Annotated in this window: 4 protein-coding genes; all 4 read right to left on the bottom strand. The window is 72.3% G+C overall.

The window, feature by feature from the left end; translation table 11 throughout:
• Window positions 1–16 precede the first annotated feature (16 nt).
• Genes O1G22_RS00550 through O1G22_RS00535 form a run of 4 tightly spaced genes read right to left on the bottom strand, consistent with a single transcriptional unit; the run spans window position 17 to window position 14,991 of the window.
• Window positions 17–724: a hypothetical protein gene (locus O1G22_RS00550; protein WP_270079436.1), complete on the bottom strand. Its 708-nt coding sequence runs from the start codon at window positions 722–724 to the stop codon at window positions 17–19.
• Window positions 687–1,727 carry a GSCFA domain-containing protein gene (locus O1G22_RS00545; RefSeq protein ID WP_270079435.1) on the bottom strand — a complete coding sequence of 347 codons (1,041 nt, stop codon included), beginning with the start codon at window positions 1,725–1,727 and terminating at the stop codon, window positions 687–689. Before O1G22_RS00545 ends, O1G22_RS00550 begins: the two co-directional genes overlap by 38 nt.
• Window positions 1,724–11,092, bottom strand: a complete 9,369-nt coding sequence (locus O1G22_RS00540; protein ID WP_270086283.1) for a non-ribosomal peptide synthetase — start codon at window positions 11,090–11,092, stop codon at window positions 1,724–1,726. The genes O1G22_RS00545 and O1G22_RS00540 overlap by 4 nt, the downstream gene beginning before the upstream one ends.
• Window positions 11,092–14,991, bottom strand: a complete 3,900-nt coding sequence (locus O1G22_RS00535; protein ID WP_428986301.1) for a non-ribosomal peptide synthetase — start codon at window positions 14,989–14,991, stop codon at window positions 11,092–11,094. Before O1G22_RS00535 ends, O1G22_RS00540 begins: the two co-directional genes overlap by 1 nt.
• Window positions 14,992–15,535 lie beyond the last annotated feature (544 nt).

The raw sequence follows: 15,535 nt of genomic DNA, 5'->3' as shown, positions 1-15,535 counted from the left end.
GTCCTCCAGAGGGGGGTTACAGGCCTCGGTCGAGCAGTTCGGAGAGGATGATGCGGCCGAAGGCGAGGTTGCCGTGGATCTCGTCGTCGGCCTCGCACAGCTCGGGGCGTTGCAGTCCGTCCGGACCGGTGGTCCGGTGGCGCAGGTCCACGATCTCGACCCCGAGGTCTGTCACGGCCAGCCGGATGCTTTCCTGCGCGGCCATGAACACCGCCGGATCGGACTGGCCGGGGACCCGCTGCGGCGGCATCACCGCGAGGACACGCAGCCCGAGGCCTACGGCGTGTGCGTAGAAGGCGAGGGCGTCCCGCACGGCGGCGCGCACGATGGCGTCGAACAGGGGTCCGGCGAGGAAACCCGGCACGACGGTACCCGCGCGGTCGCGGTAGAGGTCCCAGTTCTCCCGCAGCGCGACGAAGTGCGCGCAGAAACCGAACGTCGCGACCAGCGGGACGCCCAGCCCGGCGAGTGCGTCGACGCCGAGTTCCTTGAGGAAGCGACGGTAGTGTTCCTCGGCCTCGTCGGCGCGGAAGACGACGTCGGGGCCGCCGGGGGTGTCGCGGGGGGTGAAGAAGCTGTCGGTGAACTCCCGGCCGGCGCCGATGGGGCCGCCCTGGAACGGGATGCCCGCGTTCCGGGCCGCTCGGCCGATCGGTCCGGCGTGGGAGTCGCCGAGCAGCAGGAACCTAGCGGGGGCTGTAGTAGTCAAGGACGGCGTCCTCACAGGCGGCATCTGTCGAACGGACGGTGGTGTCGCGGGCGGAGTGCGGTTGCGTGGGGCGGTGGTGGAGACCGGCCACGAAGTGCCGCATCACGAAGTCGACTCCCTCGGGGGTCACGGTGCGCTGGTTCGGGCCGAAGAACCTGCCGCCGAAGACCGGGCCGGTGATGAGTTCGTAGGACGGGAAGTAGTCCACGTCCGGTTCTTCCAGGGTGAGTTGCCCGGCGACCGCGCGCAGCACGGACTTGGTGTAGCCGTTGGCGGGGAGCGCGTGACCGCCGGTGGCGGTCGCGGTCAGCGGCTGCGGTGACACCGTCAGCAGGATGCGCAGACCGTGGTTGACCCGGCGCGCCATCGCGATCGCCTCGGTCATGTCCCGGTGCGCCTCGGCGAAGGTGAAGTTGTGCAGGGTGTACCGCTCGGCGTCGAAGGTGCCGCGCACGGTGCCCGGGCAGGTGGGGTGCACGGTGCCCTCAGTGGTGTCGCGCCATGCCTCCGTCAGTCCCATGGTGAAGACCAGGCAGCTCGCCGTGGTGACGGCGGTACGGATGGCGGCCAGGGTGACCTCACGTGCCCGCAGCATCTCGGCCGGGGAGGCGAAGCCGTCGGGTTCGATCGCGGGGCGGAACGGGTCGACGTAGCGGTCGCCGTCGGACCAGGCCTCCTCGGGCGGCTGCGCGTGGCCGAGGGCCCACGACAACCACTGGCGCAGCACGGCGGGGGTATAGATGTTGCCGGTGCGGAAGGAGAAGGCGCCGTAGCCGCGGTCCTGGCGCTGCTGCCGGGTCAGGCCGGGCGGGGCGGGTTCGGCGTCCAGCCAGTTCATGCCCGAGTCCAGCAGGGCCCTGCCGATCTGCGCGGCGAAGCAGGAGCCCGCGGTGACCACCGGGTCGTCCTGGCCGAGGGCGAACTTGGGTGTCCAGACGTCCTCGATGTCCAGTGGTTCGGGCTCGGCGACCGCGGGCCGCCAGAACGACCTGACGGGCAGGGACTGGTAGGGGTTCACTGGGCGCGCTCCGATTCTTGCTCGCGGCGGGACCGTGCACCGGCGGCCGGGTCCGACAGCGTTGCCGTGATGGTCTCGGTCACCGTGTGGACATGGGGTGGCGCGACGATGCCGTAGTGGTCGGTGGGCAGGGACCGCCGTACGGCGGAAGGGGGCAGGCAGGCACTCCACTGCCGGTCCGTCTCCTGCGGGTCGCCGGGTGCGGGCACACCCGCTGCGGGCTGTTCGGCCAGCCACAGGAATGTGGGGACTGAGGCGAGCGGCCGCACCCGGTGCTCGCCCATACTGCGCAGGTTCGCCCGGCAGCAGCGGGCCAGCCTCGCGGCGTACGCCTGCGCGTGTTCTGCCGGCACCGGCGAGGCGCCGGTGCCGAGTTCGGCGGCGAACACCTGCTCCAGGTGGGTCTCGTCGTAGGCGGCGACCAGCGCCTCCGCCCGCGGCGGCGGCGGGTCCAGCAGGTAGAGGGCCTCCAGCGGCTGCCCGGCCGACTCGGCCAGGCCGGCCATCTCCATGGCCACCCGGGCGCCGTAGGACCATCCGGCCAGGTACAGCCGGTGGCCGGAGCCGCCGAAGCGGTCGCGCAGTGCCGCGTCGTAGTGTCGGGCGCGTTCGGCCAGCGACCATGCGGGCATCCCGGCGTCGCGAAGTGCTGGATCGGCGATGAGGCACACGGTCGGTGCGGGCCCGAGCGCCGCCGCCAGCGGCCGGTACGCCTGGATGTCGCCGCCCACGGGATGCACCAGGCACAGGACGGCGGATCCGGTTCCCTCCTGCCAGATGTCGAGGACGACCCGGGAAGCGGTGTTCCCGGTCGCCCCGGCGGTGGGCCCGGCGGGGGAGAGGGCCGCCTCGATGTGTTTGAGGATCTCGGTGAGGCTGACCCGGTGGCTGAAGGCGGCCAGGTCGAATGCGACGCCGTAGTCGTCCTCGATCCGGGCGATCAGGCTGAGCAGGGTCAGCGAGTCGGCGCCGAGGTCGTACAGGGAGTCGTCCGGGTCCAGTTCGTCCACGCCCAGCAGGTCCCGGACCACGCGGGCCATGGCGCCGGCTCGTGCCTCGGCACCGTCCGGGTCCGAGGGCCGGCCCTCGCCGTCCGCGTCGTACGCCGGACCCGACGGCGCGCCGAGCGGTTCCGGCCGGCCGTCGGCGCAGGTGGCGTAGAACGCGCGGGAGACATCGATGTCGGTGGTGGAGACGAGGAGCTGCGGCAGTTGCAGGGCCAGGGCGTGGGCGAAGACCGCCTTGCCCTCCTCGACCGTCAGACCGACGGCCAGGTGGGCCTGGTGGCGGCTGTCCTCGGCCAGGACCCGGGTCGCCATTCCGGTCTCGCGCCAGATGTCCCAGTCGATGCCGATCCGGACGGTCGTCTCCGTCTCTGTGGCACGGTGGTGGGCGAAGCCGTCGAGAAGGCTCGCGCCGGCCGCGTAGTCGCTCTGGCCGACGCCGCCGAGCAGGGCGGACATCGAGGAGCAGTAGACCGCGACCTCCGGGTGGAAGGCCTCGATCAGCTGTTCCACGACGAGTGCGCCGTTCTCCCGGGCCGCGGCGGCGTCGCGCATCGTGGTGGCGTCGCGTCGTACGAGCAGCCCGCCGCATCCGAGGCCGGCCGCGTGGATCACGCCGTCCAGCCGCTGTGTGTGTCCGGCAACGGCGGCCGTCACCTCGTGCACGGGCGTGGCCGCCAGGTCCGCTGCGACGAGGCCGACGCGATCGGTCCAACGGGCCAGCTCCGAGGGCAGTCGCGGATTCCTCGACAGCAGCAGGACCCGGCCGCCGGTGTGCTCCAGCAGCCAGGCGGCGATGGCGCGGCCTATGCCGCCGGTGCCGCCCAGTACCAGATGGACGGTGTCCGCGCCGGACAGCGGGAGCCGTGTGCCGGACGGCGCCGGCACGGGCGTGATGCCCGGTCGCCACCAGTAGCCCTGCCGGAGCGCGAGCTGCCGGGGCAGTGCGGGGCCGTCGGCAGGTCCGGCTCGGCGTGCTTCGGCGACCGCCGAGGCCACGTGTCCGGCCCAGCGGGTGAGGACGCCGTCGGGCAGGTCCAGCCAGTGGCCGTCCAGGGCACCCTCCTGGGGGGCGACCTCGACGGGCCCGGCGAGGAGCGCCAGTTCGGGCCTGTCCACCGCTCCGCCCACGGGCCGGGCGCCGTACGACAGCCACCACACGCGCGGGGAGCCGGTCCGCCCGGACAGCGCCCGGGCCAGGGCCGCGGTGGTGTCCAGGCAGGCGTGGCGGGCGTGTTCCAAGGTGCCGGGACCGACCGGCCCCGTCACGTCCAGGGGCAGCGCGTGCACCCACTCCGCGTCGGCCAGGCCGTCGCCGGCGCCGCCCTCGGACAGCGCGTCGAGCAGCAGGCGCAGGGACGCCGGGTCGGCCGGGTCGGCCTCGAAGGCGTCGGGTCCCCTGCGGGCGAAGGTGCCGGACGGGTGTACCCGCACCACCCGCGACGCCACGGCCGCGAACGGTGCGAACGCTGTCTGCGGCGTGCTCGCGGCGGCCACGATGACGACGATGGACGCGCGGCCGGCCGGTGCGGCGGTGCCCGTGGTGGTGGCACGGCGCTGCCGGACCCAGTGCGGTTGGTGCAGCCAGTCGGACTGCGGCAGCCGCTGGGGTCCCGCGGCCGCGGCCTCGGGCGCGCGGTCGAAGTCGTAGTGCGCGAGTGCGAAGGACGGGGGCGGGAAGTCCCAGGGCGCCGGCGCCGGGCCCGGTCGCCAGGCCACGGGCCTTCCGGCGGTCCAGTCCTCGGCGATGTCCTGTGCCGTGCGGCCGGCGGCCGGAACCGTCGCGGCGTCCGGGTCCGCGATGCCGTGCGGGACCTCTCCCGCGGCCACCGCGCGCAGCCAGCGCACCGCGGCCGCGGCGTCCGCGACGGGTGCCGCCGTCCGCAGGCGGCGGGCCGCACGTCCGGCCTGCAGGTGGCGCAGCACCGACTCGTGGTGTTCCGGCCGGAGTTGGAGGTAGTCGGCGATCCGGGCGGCGTCGGCGGCGAGGGCGTCCGTGCTGGAGGCGGAGAGCACCAGGCACCCGGGTACGTCGCCGGGTGCGGAGGCGCCGGTCCCGGTGTCCTGTTCCACGACGACGTGGGCGTTGGTGCCGCCGATCCCGAAGCTGCTGACCGCGGCCACCCGTTCGCGTCCCCCGGGCCAGGGCGTGGCCCGGGTCGGGACATGGAAGGGGGCGGGGTCGGGTCCGATCTCCGGGTTGAAGGCGCGGAAGTTGATGGTGGGCGGGACGGTGCCGTGGTGCACGGCGAGGACGGCGCGCACGAGGCCCACCACGCCTGCGGCCGCGCCCATGTGGCCGAGCTGGCTCTTGACCGAGCCGAGTGCGCAGCGACCGGACTCGCTCACACCGAACGCCTGGCGGAGCGCGCTGACTTCGATGGGGTCGCCCAGCCGGGTGCCGGTTCCGTGCGCCTCGACGTAGCCGAGGTCCGCACCAGTGCGTCCGGCGCGGGCCAGGGCGGTGCGGATCACCTCGCGCTGCCCGGCCAGGGACGGCGCGGTGTAACTCATCTTGGCCGCACCGTCGTTGTTGATCGCGGAACCTGTGATCACCGCGTAGACGGTGTCGCCGTCACGCCGTGCCTGCCGCAGCGGTTTGAGGACCACGACGCCGACACCGCTCGCGCCGACCGTCCCGGTCGCGTCGTCGCTGAAGGGCCGGCAGTCGCCGTCCGCGGAGAAGATGTGCTGCGGGCGGTAGCGGTAGCCGCCGGTCAGCCCCGGGTCGACGAGCACCCCTCCGGCAAGCATCACCTCGGCCTCGCCCTGCCGGAGCATGCCGGCCGCGAGGTGCACGGCGACCAGAGAGCTGGAGCACGCCGTCTGGGCGCTGAAGGCGGGACCGGTCAGCCCGAGGTGATAGGCCACCTTGGTGGCCAGGAAGTCCTTCTCGTGGTGCAGGGCGAGCTGGAAGCCGTCGGGCAGCCGGCCGGGGTCCGCCTCGCGCAGCATGGACTGGAAGTAGGTGCTCTCCCCGGCGCCGGCCACCAGTCCCACGCGCATGGTGGACGTGTCCGCGACGCCGGCGTGGGCCAGGGCCTGCACACAGGCCATCAGCAAGTGGCGCTGCTGGGGGTCCATCAGGCGCGCTTCCTGGGGGCTGATGCCGAAGTGGCCCGGGTCGAAGCCGAGCATCCCGTCGAGCGTGCTGTGCGCGCCGATGACGCCCTCCGGGGCGTCGACCCGGCGGATGCCGGTGCCGCCGGAGACCACCAGGTCCCAGAAGGCCGCCAGGTCCGGGGCGCCGGGCACTCGCACCGCCATGCCGACGACCGCGATCGGTTCGCCGGCCACCGGGGCTCGGCCGTCCCGCACGGCCGGCGCGGCAGGTGTCCGGCGGTCGCGGTGGTGGTCGTCACCGGCGAGGTGGCGGGCCAGGGAGCGGACGGTGACGTGCTCGAACAGGTCCGCGACGCCGAAGCGCAGACCGAGTTCCGTGGTGCAGCGCAGATGGAAGCGCATGAGAACGAGGCTGGAGGCACCCGCCTCGAAGAAGGTCTGGTCCGGTTCGATCGTCGCCCCGGTGACCTCCTCGAAGGCGGCGGTGAGCCGCTCCTCCTCGGCCGACAGCCAGGTGCGGGCGGGCGCCGAACGGCACAGCTCCTTGCCCGGCGCCCGAAGCGCCGCCTTCCGGTCCAGCTTGCCGCTGGGCGTGCGCGGCAGCCTTTCCAGCATGCGGTAACGGTCCACGCGCACGTAGGAGGGCAGCAGAGCGGAGAGATGCGCGGTCAGGTCGTCGGCGGACGCCGGCTGACCGCGGAACTCCAGGCAGGCCGTCAGCCGGTCGCCGTCACGCGCGACGACGGCGCTGACCACCGCCGGATGGCGCAGCAGGGCCGCTTCCACGGAACCGAGTTCCAGCCGGTGCCCGCTCAGCTTGATCTGCTGGTCGTCGCGGCCCGCGTAATGCAACAGGCCCTCGCGGTCGAACCAGGCCCGGTCCCCGCTGCGGTAGAACAGGCCCTCGCCGGGCACCTCGACGAAGCGGGTGTCGTCGACAGCGGGTTCGTCGAGGTAGCAGCGGGTGGTCATGGTGCCGCCGATCAGCAGCTCGCCGGTGCACCCGGGCGGAACCGGGTCGCCCTGGGCATCCACCACGCGCAGGTCGGCGCCGGCCACCGGGCGCCCGATGGCGGGCCGCTCGGGCCACTGACCCGGATCGCCCTCCAGGCACAGGGCACTGACCACGTGCGTCTCGGTCGGCCCGTAGTGGTTGAACAGGCGGGCGCCGGGCAGTCCGGCGAACCAGCGGCGGATGGTGTCGGTGCACACCAGCTGCTCGCCCGCGGTGACCACCTCACGCAGCCGGGAGGGGAACCTGCCCAGGCGGACCCCGTACTCGGCGAGCAGTTGCAGGGCCACGTAGGGCATGAAGATCCGCTCGGTCCCCGCGGACTCCAGCCGCTCCAGCAGCGCGGGGGCGTCCTGACGCCACTCGGGGCGTATGAGCTGCAGGCTGCCGCCGGTGCACAGAGTCCCGAAGATCTCCTGGAACGACACGTCGAAGGCCAGCATCGAGAACTGCTGGGTGACCGCCGGGGCGGTCAGGCCCCCGGAGAGGGACTGCCACCGGATCAGATCGCACAGCGTGCGGTCGTGGACCTGGACGCCCTTGGGAACGCCGGTGGAGCCTGAGGTGAACAGTGTGTACAGCGGCCGGGTGCCGTCGTGCGTGCGTGCGTCGTACGGCTCCGTCGCCCCGGCGTCCGGCCGCGGCGCCGGGTCCGTCAGGGCCACGAGGTGACGGTCCACGCCGTAGGCGAGCAGCGTGTCCAGTGCCGGCGCGGCGTCGGGCGTGACCAGGACGCACAGCGGGTCGACCCGCTCCAGGACGTGGCGCAGCACCTCGACCGGGTAGGAGGGGTCGAGGGGGACGGTGGTGACGTTCAGCCGCGCCAGCGCCAGCAGGGCCACCACGTGCTCGGCGGACGGGTCCAGGTACAGGGCTGCCCGGCAGGGGCTGCCGTCCGCCGGGATCGGGTAGCGGTCGGCCAGGTCGGCGGCGAGGACCGCGGCGCGGGCGTCCAGCTCCGCGTAGCTCAGGGTGTCCCCGTCGGCGGTGACCACGGCCGGGGCGTTTGGGGTGCGGGCAACCTGCCGTGCGAAGCCCTCGGCGATCGTGGTGAAGCCCGGTTCCGGGGCGGCCCCGCGCCCGTGCTCCGGCAGGGACCGACGGTACGGCGCGACCAGCTCCCGCGCGGTGGAGCGGCCACCGGAGGCGAGCGCGTCCACGCCCCGCCGCAACAGGTCGGCCATCGCCTCGACGGCCTGGTCCGTGAAGCGGTCCTCGGCGTACTCCCACAGCACGTCGAGGCCGTCGGGGTGCTCGACGACGGAGACCGTCAGCGGGCACTTGGCCTCGGGCGCGGCCCACCACAGGGGGCGCTGGACGCAGCCGGGCAGCCGCAGCGCCCCGAAGTCGGTGTTCTCCAGAACGAACAGGACATCGAACGGGGTGCCGTCGCCGACAGCCTCCCAGCCGGTCAGCACGTCCGCGAGTGCCACGTCCTGGCGTCGCAGCACCTCCCCCGTGCCGGCCCCGGTGCGGGCGAGCTGCGAGCGCAGGTCCTCACCGGGCGCGACGGTCACGGGCAGCAGCACGGTGTTCGCCAGCATGCCCACGCTGTCCTCGAACTCGCGTACCGGGCGGCCCGCGACGGGGGCGGCGATGCGCGGGCGGACCAGGCCGGTCACGCCGTACAGGCTCCAGGAGAACACGCCCAGCAGCACCTGGAAGCGGGTCAGCCCGAGTTCGGCGCAGAGCCGGTCCACTGCGGCCCGGCGCACGACGTCGAGGGAGGTCTGCAGCAGCCGTGCCCGCGGTGCCGGATGCACGTCCTCGGCGGGCAGCGGTTCCTGGGGCTCCTCCAGGTCCTGGTAGTACACCAGGAGTTCGCCGCGCTGTGCCTGGTAGGCCGCCGTGGCGAACCAGTCGCTCTGCCAGGCGGCGAAGTCCAGCGGGTTCGGCGCGGATGCCGTCTTCCGGTCGGCGTCGCCGTCGCCGTCGTCGCCACCGCTGTCGGTGTCGGCGTCTGTGGTCTCGGCGTAGGCGGCGGACAGGTCCTGGAGCAGGACGCTCAGCGACCAGCCGTCGACGGCGATGTGGTGCAGGTGCAGCAGAAGCGTTCCGCCGCCCTCGCGCGGCAGCCAGCAGGCACGCAGCATGCGGGGTACGGCGAGGTCGAACGGCTCGACGAAGAAGTTGTCGGCGAAGGCGTGCGCTTCCTCCTCGTCCCATGCCTGCAGCGTGCCCTGATCGTGCCAGGGGTCGTACGGTTCGCCGACCGTCTGCCGGAGTCCCTCGACCCCGGGAGCGAAGCCCGTGCGCAGGGCCGCGTGGCGTGCCACCAGGGACCGCAACGCCCGCCGGAGGGCAGCGGTGTCGACGGGTCCGTCCACGCGGAACGCCTGATGGACGGAGTACGCCCGGGAGCCTGGGGCGCGGCGCTGCAACAGCCACAGCCGCTGCTGCTCGCTCGTGGCGGCTGCCGAGAGGGCGCCGGTGATCACCGGCACCGGACAGGTGCTCTTCTCGCCGGGGCGGCCCGCGGTGACGGCCTGGGCGATTGCGGCCAGGTCCCCGTCGAGGACGGCCGCCTGCGTCAGGTCGCGGCCCCACCGCCGCCGGACGGCGAAGCAGAACCGCAGAGCCTTCAACGAGTCGCCGCCCGCGGCGATCCACCGGTCGCCGAGCCCGAGGCCGGTCGTCCCCAGGATCTCCTCGGCCAGCTCCAGGACCTCGCGCGCCGCTCCCGTCGCCGACGGTCCGTGGGAGGCGGCCGGCCGCCAGGGCCGGTCGGCCTGCTCCAGCAGCGCGGCCTGGTCCACCTTTCCGTTGGCGTTGAGTGGCAGCTCCGTCAAGAGATGCATCTGGTGCGGCCGCATGTAGGCGGGCAGGTGGGCCGCGAGGTGGCTGTCGAACTCCTCGTAGGACAGCTCCCGTTGCAGGACGACGAACGCCAGCAGTTCGTTCGGCCCCTCCTGACCCGCGCGGCGTGTGCACACATAGGCCCGCCGGACCGCCGGGTGGGCCAAAATCTGCCGTTCCACCTCACCGGGCTCGATCCGGAAGCCGCGGACCTTGACCTGGCGGTCGGTCCGTCCGACGTACTCCACCAGGCCCTCGTCGTCGGCTCGTACGAGGTCACCGGTGCGGTAGTACCGCTCCTCGCCGCCGTCGAGCCATGCGAGCCGCACGAAGCGCCGCTCGGTCTCCTCGGGGAGGTTGCGGTACCCGACCGCGAGTCCGGCGCCGCTCAGCAGGAGTTCGGCGACCTCGCCGGGTGCAGCGATCCTCTTCTGGCCCGGTACGACCAGAACAGCACCGGTCTGCGGCAGGGGCCGGCCGATCGGCACCACGTCACCGGCGAAGTCCCGCGGGATCGGGTGGCACAGGGCGAAGGTGGCGGACTCCGTCGGCCCGTAGACGTTGAACAGGCGGGTGCCGCTGTCGGGGTTGTCCCGGTACCAGCGGCGCATCACCCGGGGGTCGACCCGCTCACCGCCCACCAGAACCTCGCCGGCCGCGGCGAAGCAGTCCGGCACGGCCGTGACCACCGCGTTGAACAGCGCGGTCGTGATGAAGACGGTGTCCACCCGCTCACGCCGCAGCGCCGCGGCGAGCCGTTCGGGGGTCTGCACGTCCCCCTCGCGCAGGATCACACAGCAGCCACCCGACAGCAGGGGGGTCCAGACCTCGAAACTCAGCGCGTCGAACGCCGGATTGGCCAGACAGGCATAGCGCAGACCGGGCTCGACCCGGATGTAGCCGGGCCGCGCCAGCCGCATGACTCCGGCGTCGCGGACCTCGACGCCCTTGGGCCGTCCGGTCGTTCCGGAGGTGTAGAACAGGAAGGACACCTCGGACGCCTCGCCGACGGCGGCCGGCGCGGGCACCGTGTCCACGGCCTCCGGGATTTGGGTCAGCAGGGTGTCCACGCTGATCGCCTTCACGCCCCGCACAAGCTCGGGGATGCTCTCGGGATCGGCGTACACCAGGGCGGCCGCCCCGGAATCCTCCAGGATGAAACGACGGCGTCCGATCGGGCTCTGTGTGTCCAGCGGCACCACCTGGGCACCCAGCCGCAGAATGCCCAGCATCACGCAGACCAGACGCCAGGAGCGCGGCAGCGCCACCGCCACGGCCTGTCCGGGAGTCACGCCCTGGCGGTCCAGCGCCTCGGCCACGGCGGCGGCCGCGGCTTCCAACGCCGCGTAGTCCAGCCGTACGTCGCCGTCGGCCACCGCTTCCGCCCGGGGGGTGCGCAGGGCCTGGCGGTGTATCTCCAGCGCGAGCCCGACCGGTGCACCCGGGTCCTCGGTCACGCCGGCGGGGGACGTCTCGACGCGCGGTTTCATCATTCCTCCGAAGCGCGGGAAAGGGCCGGGCGCTCCGTCACGGCCGCGACGGGGCCGGTTGCCAGCCGGTCCAGTTCGGCGGCGAGGACGGCGGCGACGCGTGGCAGCTCGTCGCTCTCCAACATGTCCCAGTGACCGCAGGCCACCGGCTCGACCAGGAATCCGCCGGTGACGCGGCGCCGCCAGAAGGCGCGCAGGCGGTCGGCCGCGTCGGCGCCGTCCTCGTCGTCCACGGCTGTCGCCTGCATCAGCACGACACGGGCGGGCGATTCGGGTACGGCGTAGTCGCGCGCCGTCTCGCGATGGTGGTTGTACACGGTCAGGTACCGAGCCACCTGGTCGTCGTCGATGCCCGGGTACATGCCGTTGAAGCGCACCAGCTTCTCCCGGAACTCCGCCATGCCGACCGGCTCGGTAGCCGCGGGCCGCTCCGCGTCCTCCGCGCCGTGGGTGTCGAGCAGGACCACGCTCACCCTCTCGTGCCCGGCCGCCACCAGGAGGCGGCCCATCTCATACGCGATCAGGCCGCCGTAGGAGAGCCCGCACAGCAGCAGTGCCTCGTCCGGGCGGGGATCGACGAGCCGCAGATACTCCCGGGCCATCGCCTCGACACCGGGCAGGGTGGACTCGCCGGGGTTGATGCCGGGCGCCTGGAGTCCCACCACGCCGACCTCGTCGGGAAGCGCCGTGGACAGCGGCAGGTAGCAGAACGCGGTGCCGCCGGCCGGGTGCACGCACACCACGCGCTGTCGGCCGTCGCCGGCGCGGAACTCCACCAGGCTGTCGAGTTCCGCCGGCTGTCGGGGCTCGGCCCCGTCGCTGCGCACCCGCTCGGCGAGCGCCTCGATGGTGGGGTGCAGCATGACGTCCCGGACCGGCAGCGTCACGCCGAGTTCGTCCTGGACGGCGGACGCCATCTTGATCGCCGAGATCGACGTGCCGCCGAGTTCGAAGAAGTTGTCGCCGATCCCGACGTCCGGGTGCAGCAGCACGCGCCGCCAGATCCGGTACAGCGCCATCTCGACGTGGTCGCGGGGCGCGGCCGTGTTGACCCGCCCGGAGCGGGCCCCCGCCGTGGCGCGCAGCACTGCCGTCCGGTCCACCTTGCCGTTGCGGTTCAACGGAAGCCGCGGGAACTCGGCCACCACGCCGGGGATCATGTAGTCCGGCAGGCGGTCCTTGAGGGCCGCGCGCCACTCGTACGGCGTCCGCGTCGCTCCGGCGTCACATCCCACACCGGCGACCAGGTGGGGGCCGCCGGGTGTGTCGCGGTCGGCCAGTACCACGGCCTCCCGCACACCGGGCACCGCCAGGAGTGCTGACTCGACCTCGCCGGGTTCGATACGGAAGCCGCGCAGCTTGAGCTGGTCGTCTCGACGGCCGACGTACTCGGCGTTGCCGTCCGGCAGCCAGCGCGCCAGGTCGCCGGTGCGGTAGACGCGTTCACCGGGCACGAAGGGGTCGGGGAGGAAGCGCTCGTCGGTGAGGTCCGGCCGGTTCAGGTATCCGCGGGCCAGGCTCGCTCCGCCGAGGTAGACCTCACCGGTGACCCCCACGGGTACCGGGCGCATGCGGTCGTCGAGCAGGTACAGGCGGGTGCCGCGCAGCGGCCGGCCGATGGGGCACGAGCGCTCGTACGGCCGCGGGTCGGTGTAGGCGGTCGAGTAGAGCGTGGCCTCGGTCGGGCCGTAGCCGAAGCAGATGCGAAGACCTGGCAGCAGCTCGCGCATGCGGTGCAGGGCGCGCTCGGGCAGTGACTCCACTCCGGTGAGGAGTTGACGCAGGCTCAGCCCGGCCAGTCGCGCGGCCGGATCCTCGTCGATCCACAGCACGTAGGAGGGGGGAAGGAAAGCCTGGGTGACCTTGTGTTCACGCAGCCAGTCCATGAGGGCCGCCGGGTCGCCCCGCAGCTCGCCGGGAACCATGTGGAGCACGGCCCCGGTGGTCAGCGGCATGAGAAGTTCGTGCACCGACGCGTCGAAGCCGATGCTCGACCAGGCCGAGGACGCCTCACCGCGGGCGTCTCCCATGAGTTCACGCCAGTGGTCGAAGAGATTGACCACGCTGCCGTGCGTCACCGCAACGCCCTTGGGACGGCCGGTCGACCCCGACGTGTAGATGACGTAGGCGAGCCGGGTCGGGTCCGCGTCGATGGCCGGCACGGCGTCATGCGTTCCCTCGGCCTCCACCTTCTCCAGGTTCTCCCACCGCAGCCGGTCGTCGCCCCCGGCGTCCGCCTGGTCGGTCAGCACGAGTGCCGGTGCGGCGTCGCTCACCATGGCGGTGAGCCGTTCGGAGGGCTGTCCGGGGTCCAGGGGCAGGTAGGCGGCGCCGGCCTTGAGGATGCCGAGCACGCCTACCACGAGTTCGGCCGTGCGCCCGGCGTGCAGGGCCACCACGTGGTCGGGCCGGACACCGCGCGCGATCAGTGCGTCGGCGAGCCGGTTGGTCCGGCGGTCCAGCGTCGCGTAGTCCAGTTGCGTCTCCCTGGTCACCACCGCGGGCTGTCCCGGCCGTTCCCGCACCTGGGTCGCGAACCGCTCCAGCAGGCCTGCGGGTGCCGTCACGGTCACGGCGGGCCCCGCGCTGAAGGTGGCGAGGAGTTCGCGCTGCTCGTCCTCGTCCAGCAGCGTCAGATCGGCGATCCCGGCTTCCGGGCGTTCGGTCATCAGGCGCAGCACGCGCAGGAACTGGCGTACGTACCGTTCGACGGTCGTCCGGTCGAAGAGCGCCATCGCGTAGTCGATCTCGCCGGTGAGGTGCCGGCCCTCGTCGGCCAGGGCCAGGACCATGTCGAACTTCGCCGGGACGTGGGCCGCGTCCTCCCGCGGTTCCACCTGCACGCCCGGGAGTTCTAGTTCCCTCCGCATGGAGGGGACCCAGGCGAACATGGTCTGAAACAGTGCCGTGTACGCGGGGCTCCGCGGCGGGTTGACCAGTTCCACGACCCGCTCGAAGGGCAGGTCGACGTGCTTGAGGGCGTCGCGGATCCGCTGGTTCACCTGCTTGAGGGCACTGCTGACGCTGAGGGAACCGGACAGGTCCACGCGCAGGGCGAGGGTGTTGACGAAAAGGCCGATCAGGCCTTCGACGTCCCCGCGACGGCGGTTCGACGTCGGGGCGCCGACCACGATGTCGTCCTGTCCGGAGAGCCGCGACAACAGCACCGACCAGCCGGTCATGACGGTCGCGTACAGGGAGACAGCGTTGTCAGCGGCGAGGTCGCGCAGGGCCTGCGTCAGTTCCTCGTCCACGGTCACGGGCACCCGGTCGCCCTGGAAGACCTGCTCGGGCGGGCGGGGCCGGTCGGTGGGCAGGGAGAGCACGGCCGGAGCACCGGCCAGCCTGTTGGTCCAGTAGTCGGCGTGCCCGGCGGGCTCTTCCCCCGACATCCAGTCCCACTGCCAGCGGGTGTAGTCGCTGTACTGCCATGTCAGTTCCGGCAGCGCCGGGTCCCGCCCCTCCTGGAGTGCGGTGTACACCAGGCCCAGTTCCCGCAACAGCAGCGAGCGGGACCAGCCGTCGAAGACGAGGTGGTGAGCCGTCAGGAGCAGGACGTGGTAGTCCGCTTCGAGCGCCACGAGACGGCCGCGCACCATGGACTCCTTGCCCAGGCGGAACGGGGTGCCTTCCACCTCCTGCCGTATCCGCGCGAACCGCTCGGCCGCGTCCGGCACTCCGGTCAGATCCTCGAAGGCCACCGGGAACCCGGTCTCCGGCGGATCGACGACCTGGAGCGCCGAGCCGCCGGAGGGCACCAGCCGGGTGCGCAGGCCCTCGTGTCGGGCCGCGAGCAGGTGCAGCGCCTGGAAGAGCAGGTCCCGGTCCAGCGGCCCCCGGATGTCGAAGGGCATCGGCTCGTTGTAGGCGGCGCTGGCGTCTCCGTCCATGCGCGCCATGACCCATAACCGCTCCTGCGCCAGTGACAGGGGCGCGGGAGATGTTCCTTCGTCGGAGTGATGGGTGACTGTGGTGTGGAGGAAGGACACGAATTACCCTTCACGAGAAAAGAACGCAGCGGAATCGGATCCCGCGTTTCCGAAGGATCGAGGTTTCAGGCAAAGGTGCGCGAATACACCCGACATGTCTGTTCCCGAAGGATCTGGCACGGCGTCCGGAATGTGCGCGGAGAAGAAATGCGTGCAGGGTCTCCAGCGAGGCTTGCACTGCGGCCGATAGGCGAAGTGACGTGGTTAACGTCGGTATTCAGCCGAGGTGTCGAACATGAGTGGCCGACTACCGGGGATCTCGAACCGATATCCGTGCCGGTTCACCGGCGTCTTGCGTGATCCGTGAATGTCGCCATTTCTAATGGAAACTCCACAAAAGTGCGTCAGGTGCATAGGGGAGAGCGGTTAAAGAGGCGTCTATTTTGCTGGACCGTCTCTACTCTTGCCTCATTTCCGCAAATATTAAATGCACGCTGCTTGAATGGTCAACTGT

The organism is Streptomyces camelliae (assembly GCF_027625935.1).
GTDB classification, from domain to species: Bacteria; Actinomycetota; Actinomycetes; order Streptomycetales; family Streptomycetaceae; genus Streptomyces; species Streptomyces camelliae.
This window is presented reverse-complemented; position numbering and strand designations above follow the sequence as displayed.

What these genes read in the sequence shown, in the direction of transcription:
- O1G22_RS00540 (WP_270086283.1), bottom strand. Translation starts at nt 11,092, where the DNA reads ATGAAACCGCGCGTCGAGACGTCCCCCGCCGGCGTGACCGAGGACCCG.
- O1G22_RS00535 (WP_428986301.1), bottom strand. Translation starts at nt 14,991, where the DNA reads ATGGCGCGCATGGACGGAGACGCCAGCGCCGCCTACAACGAGCCGATG.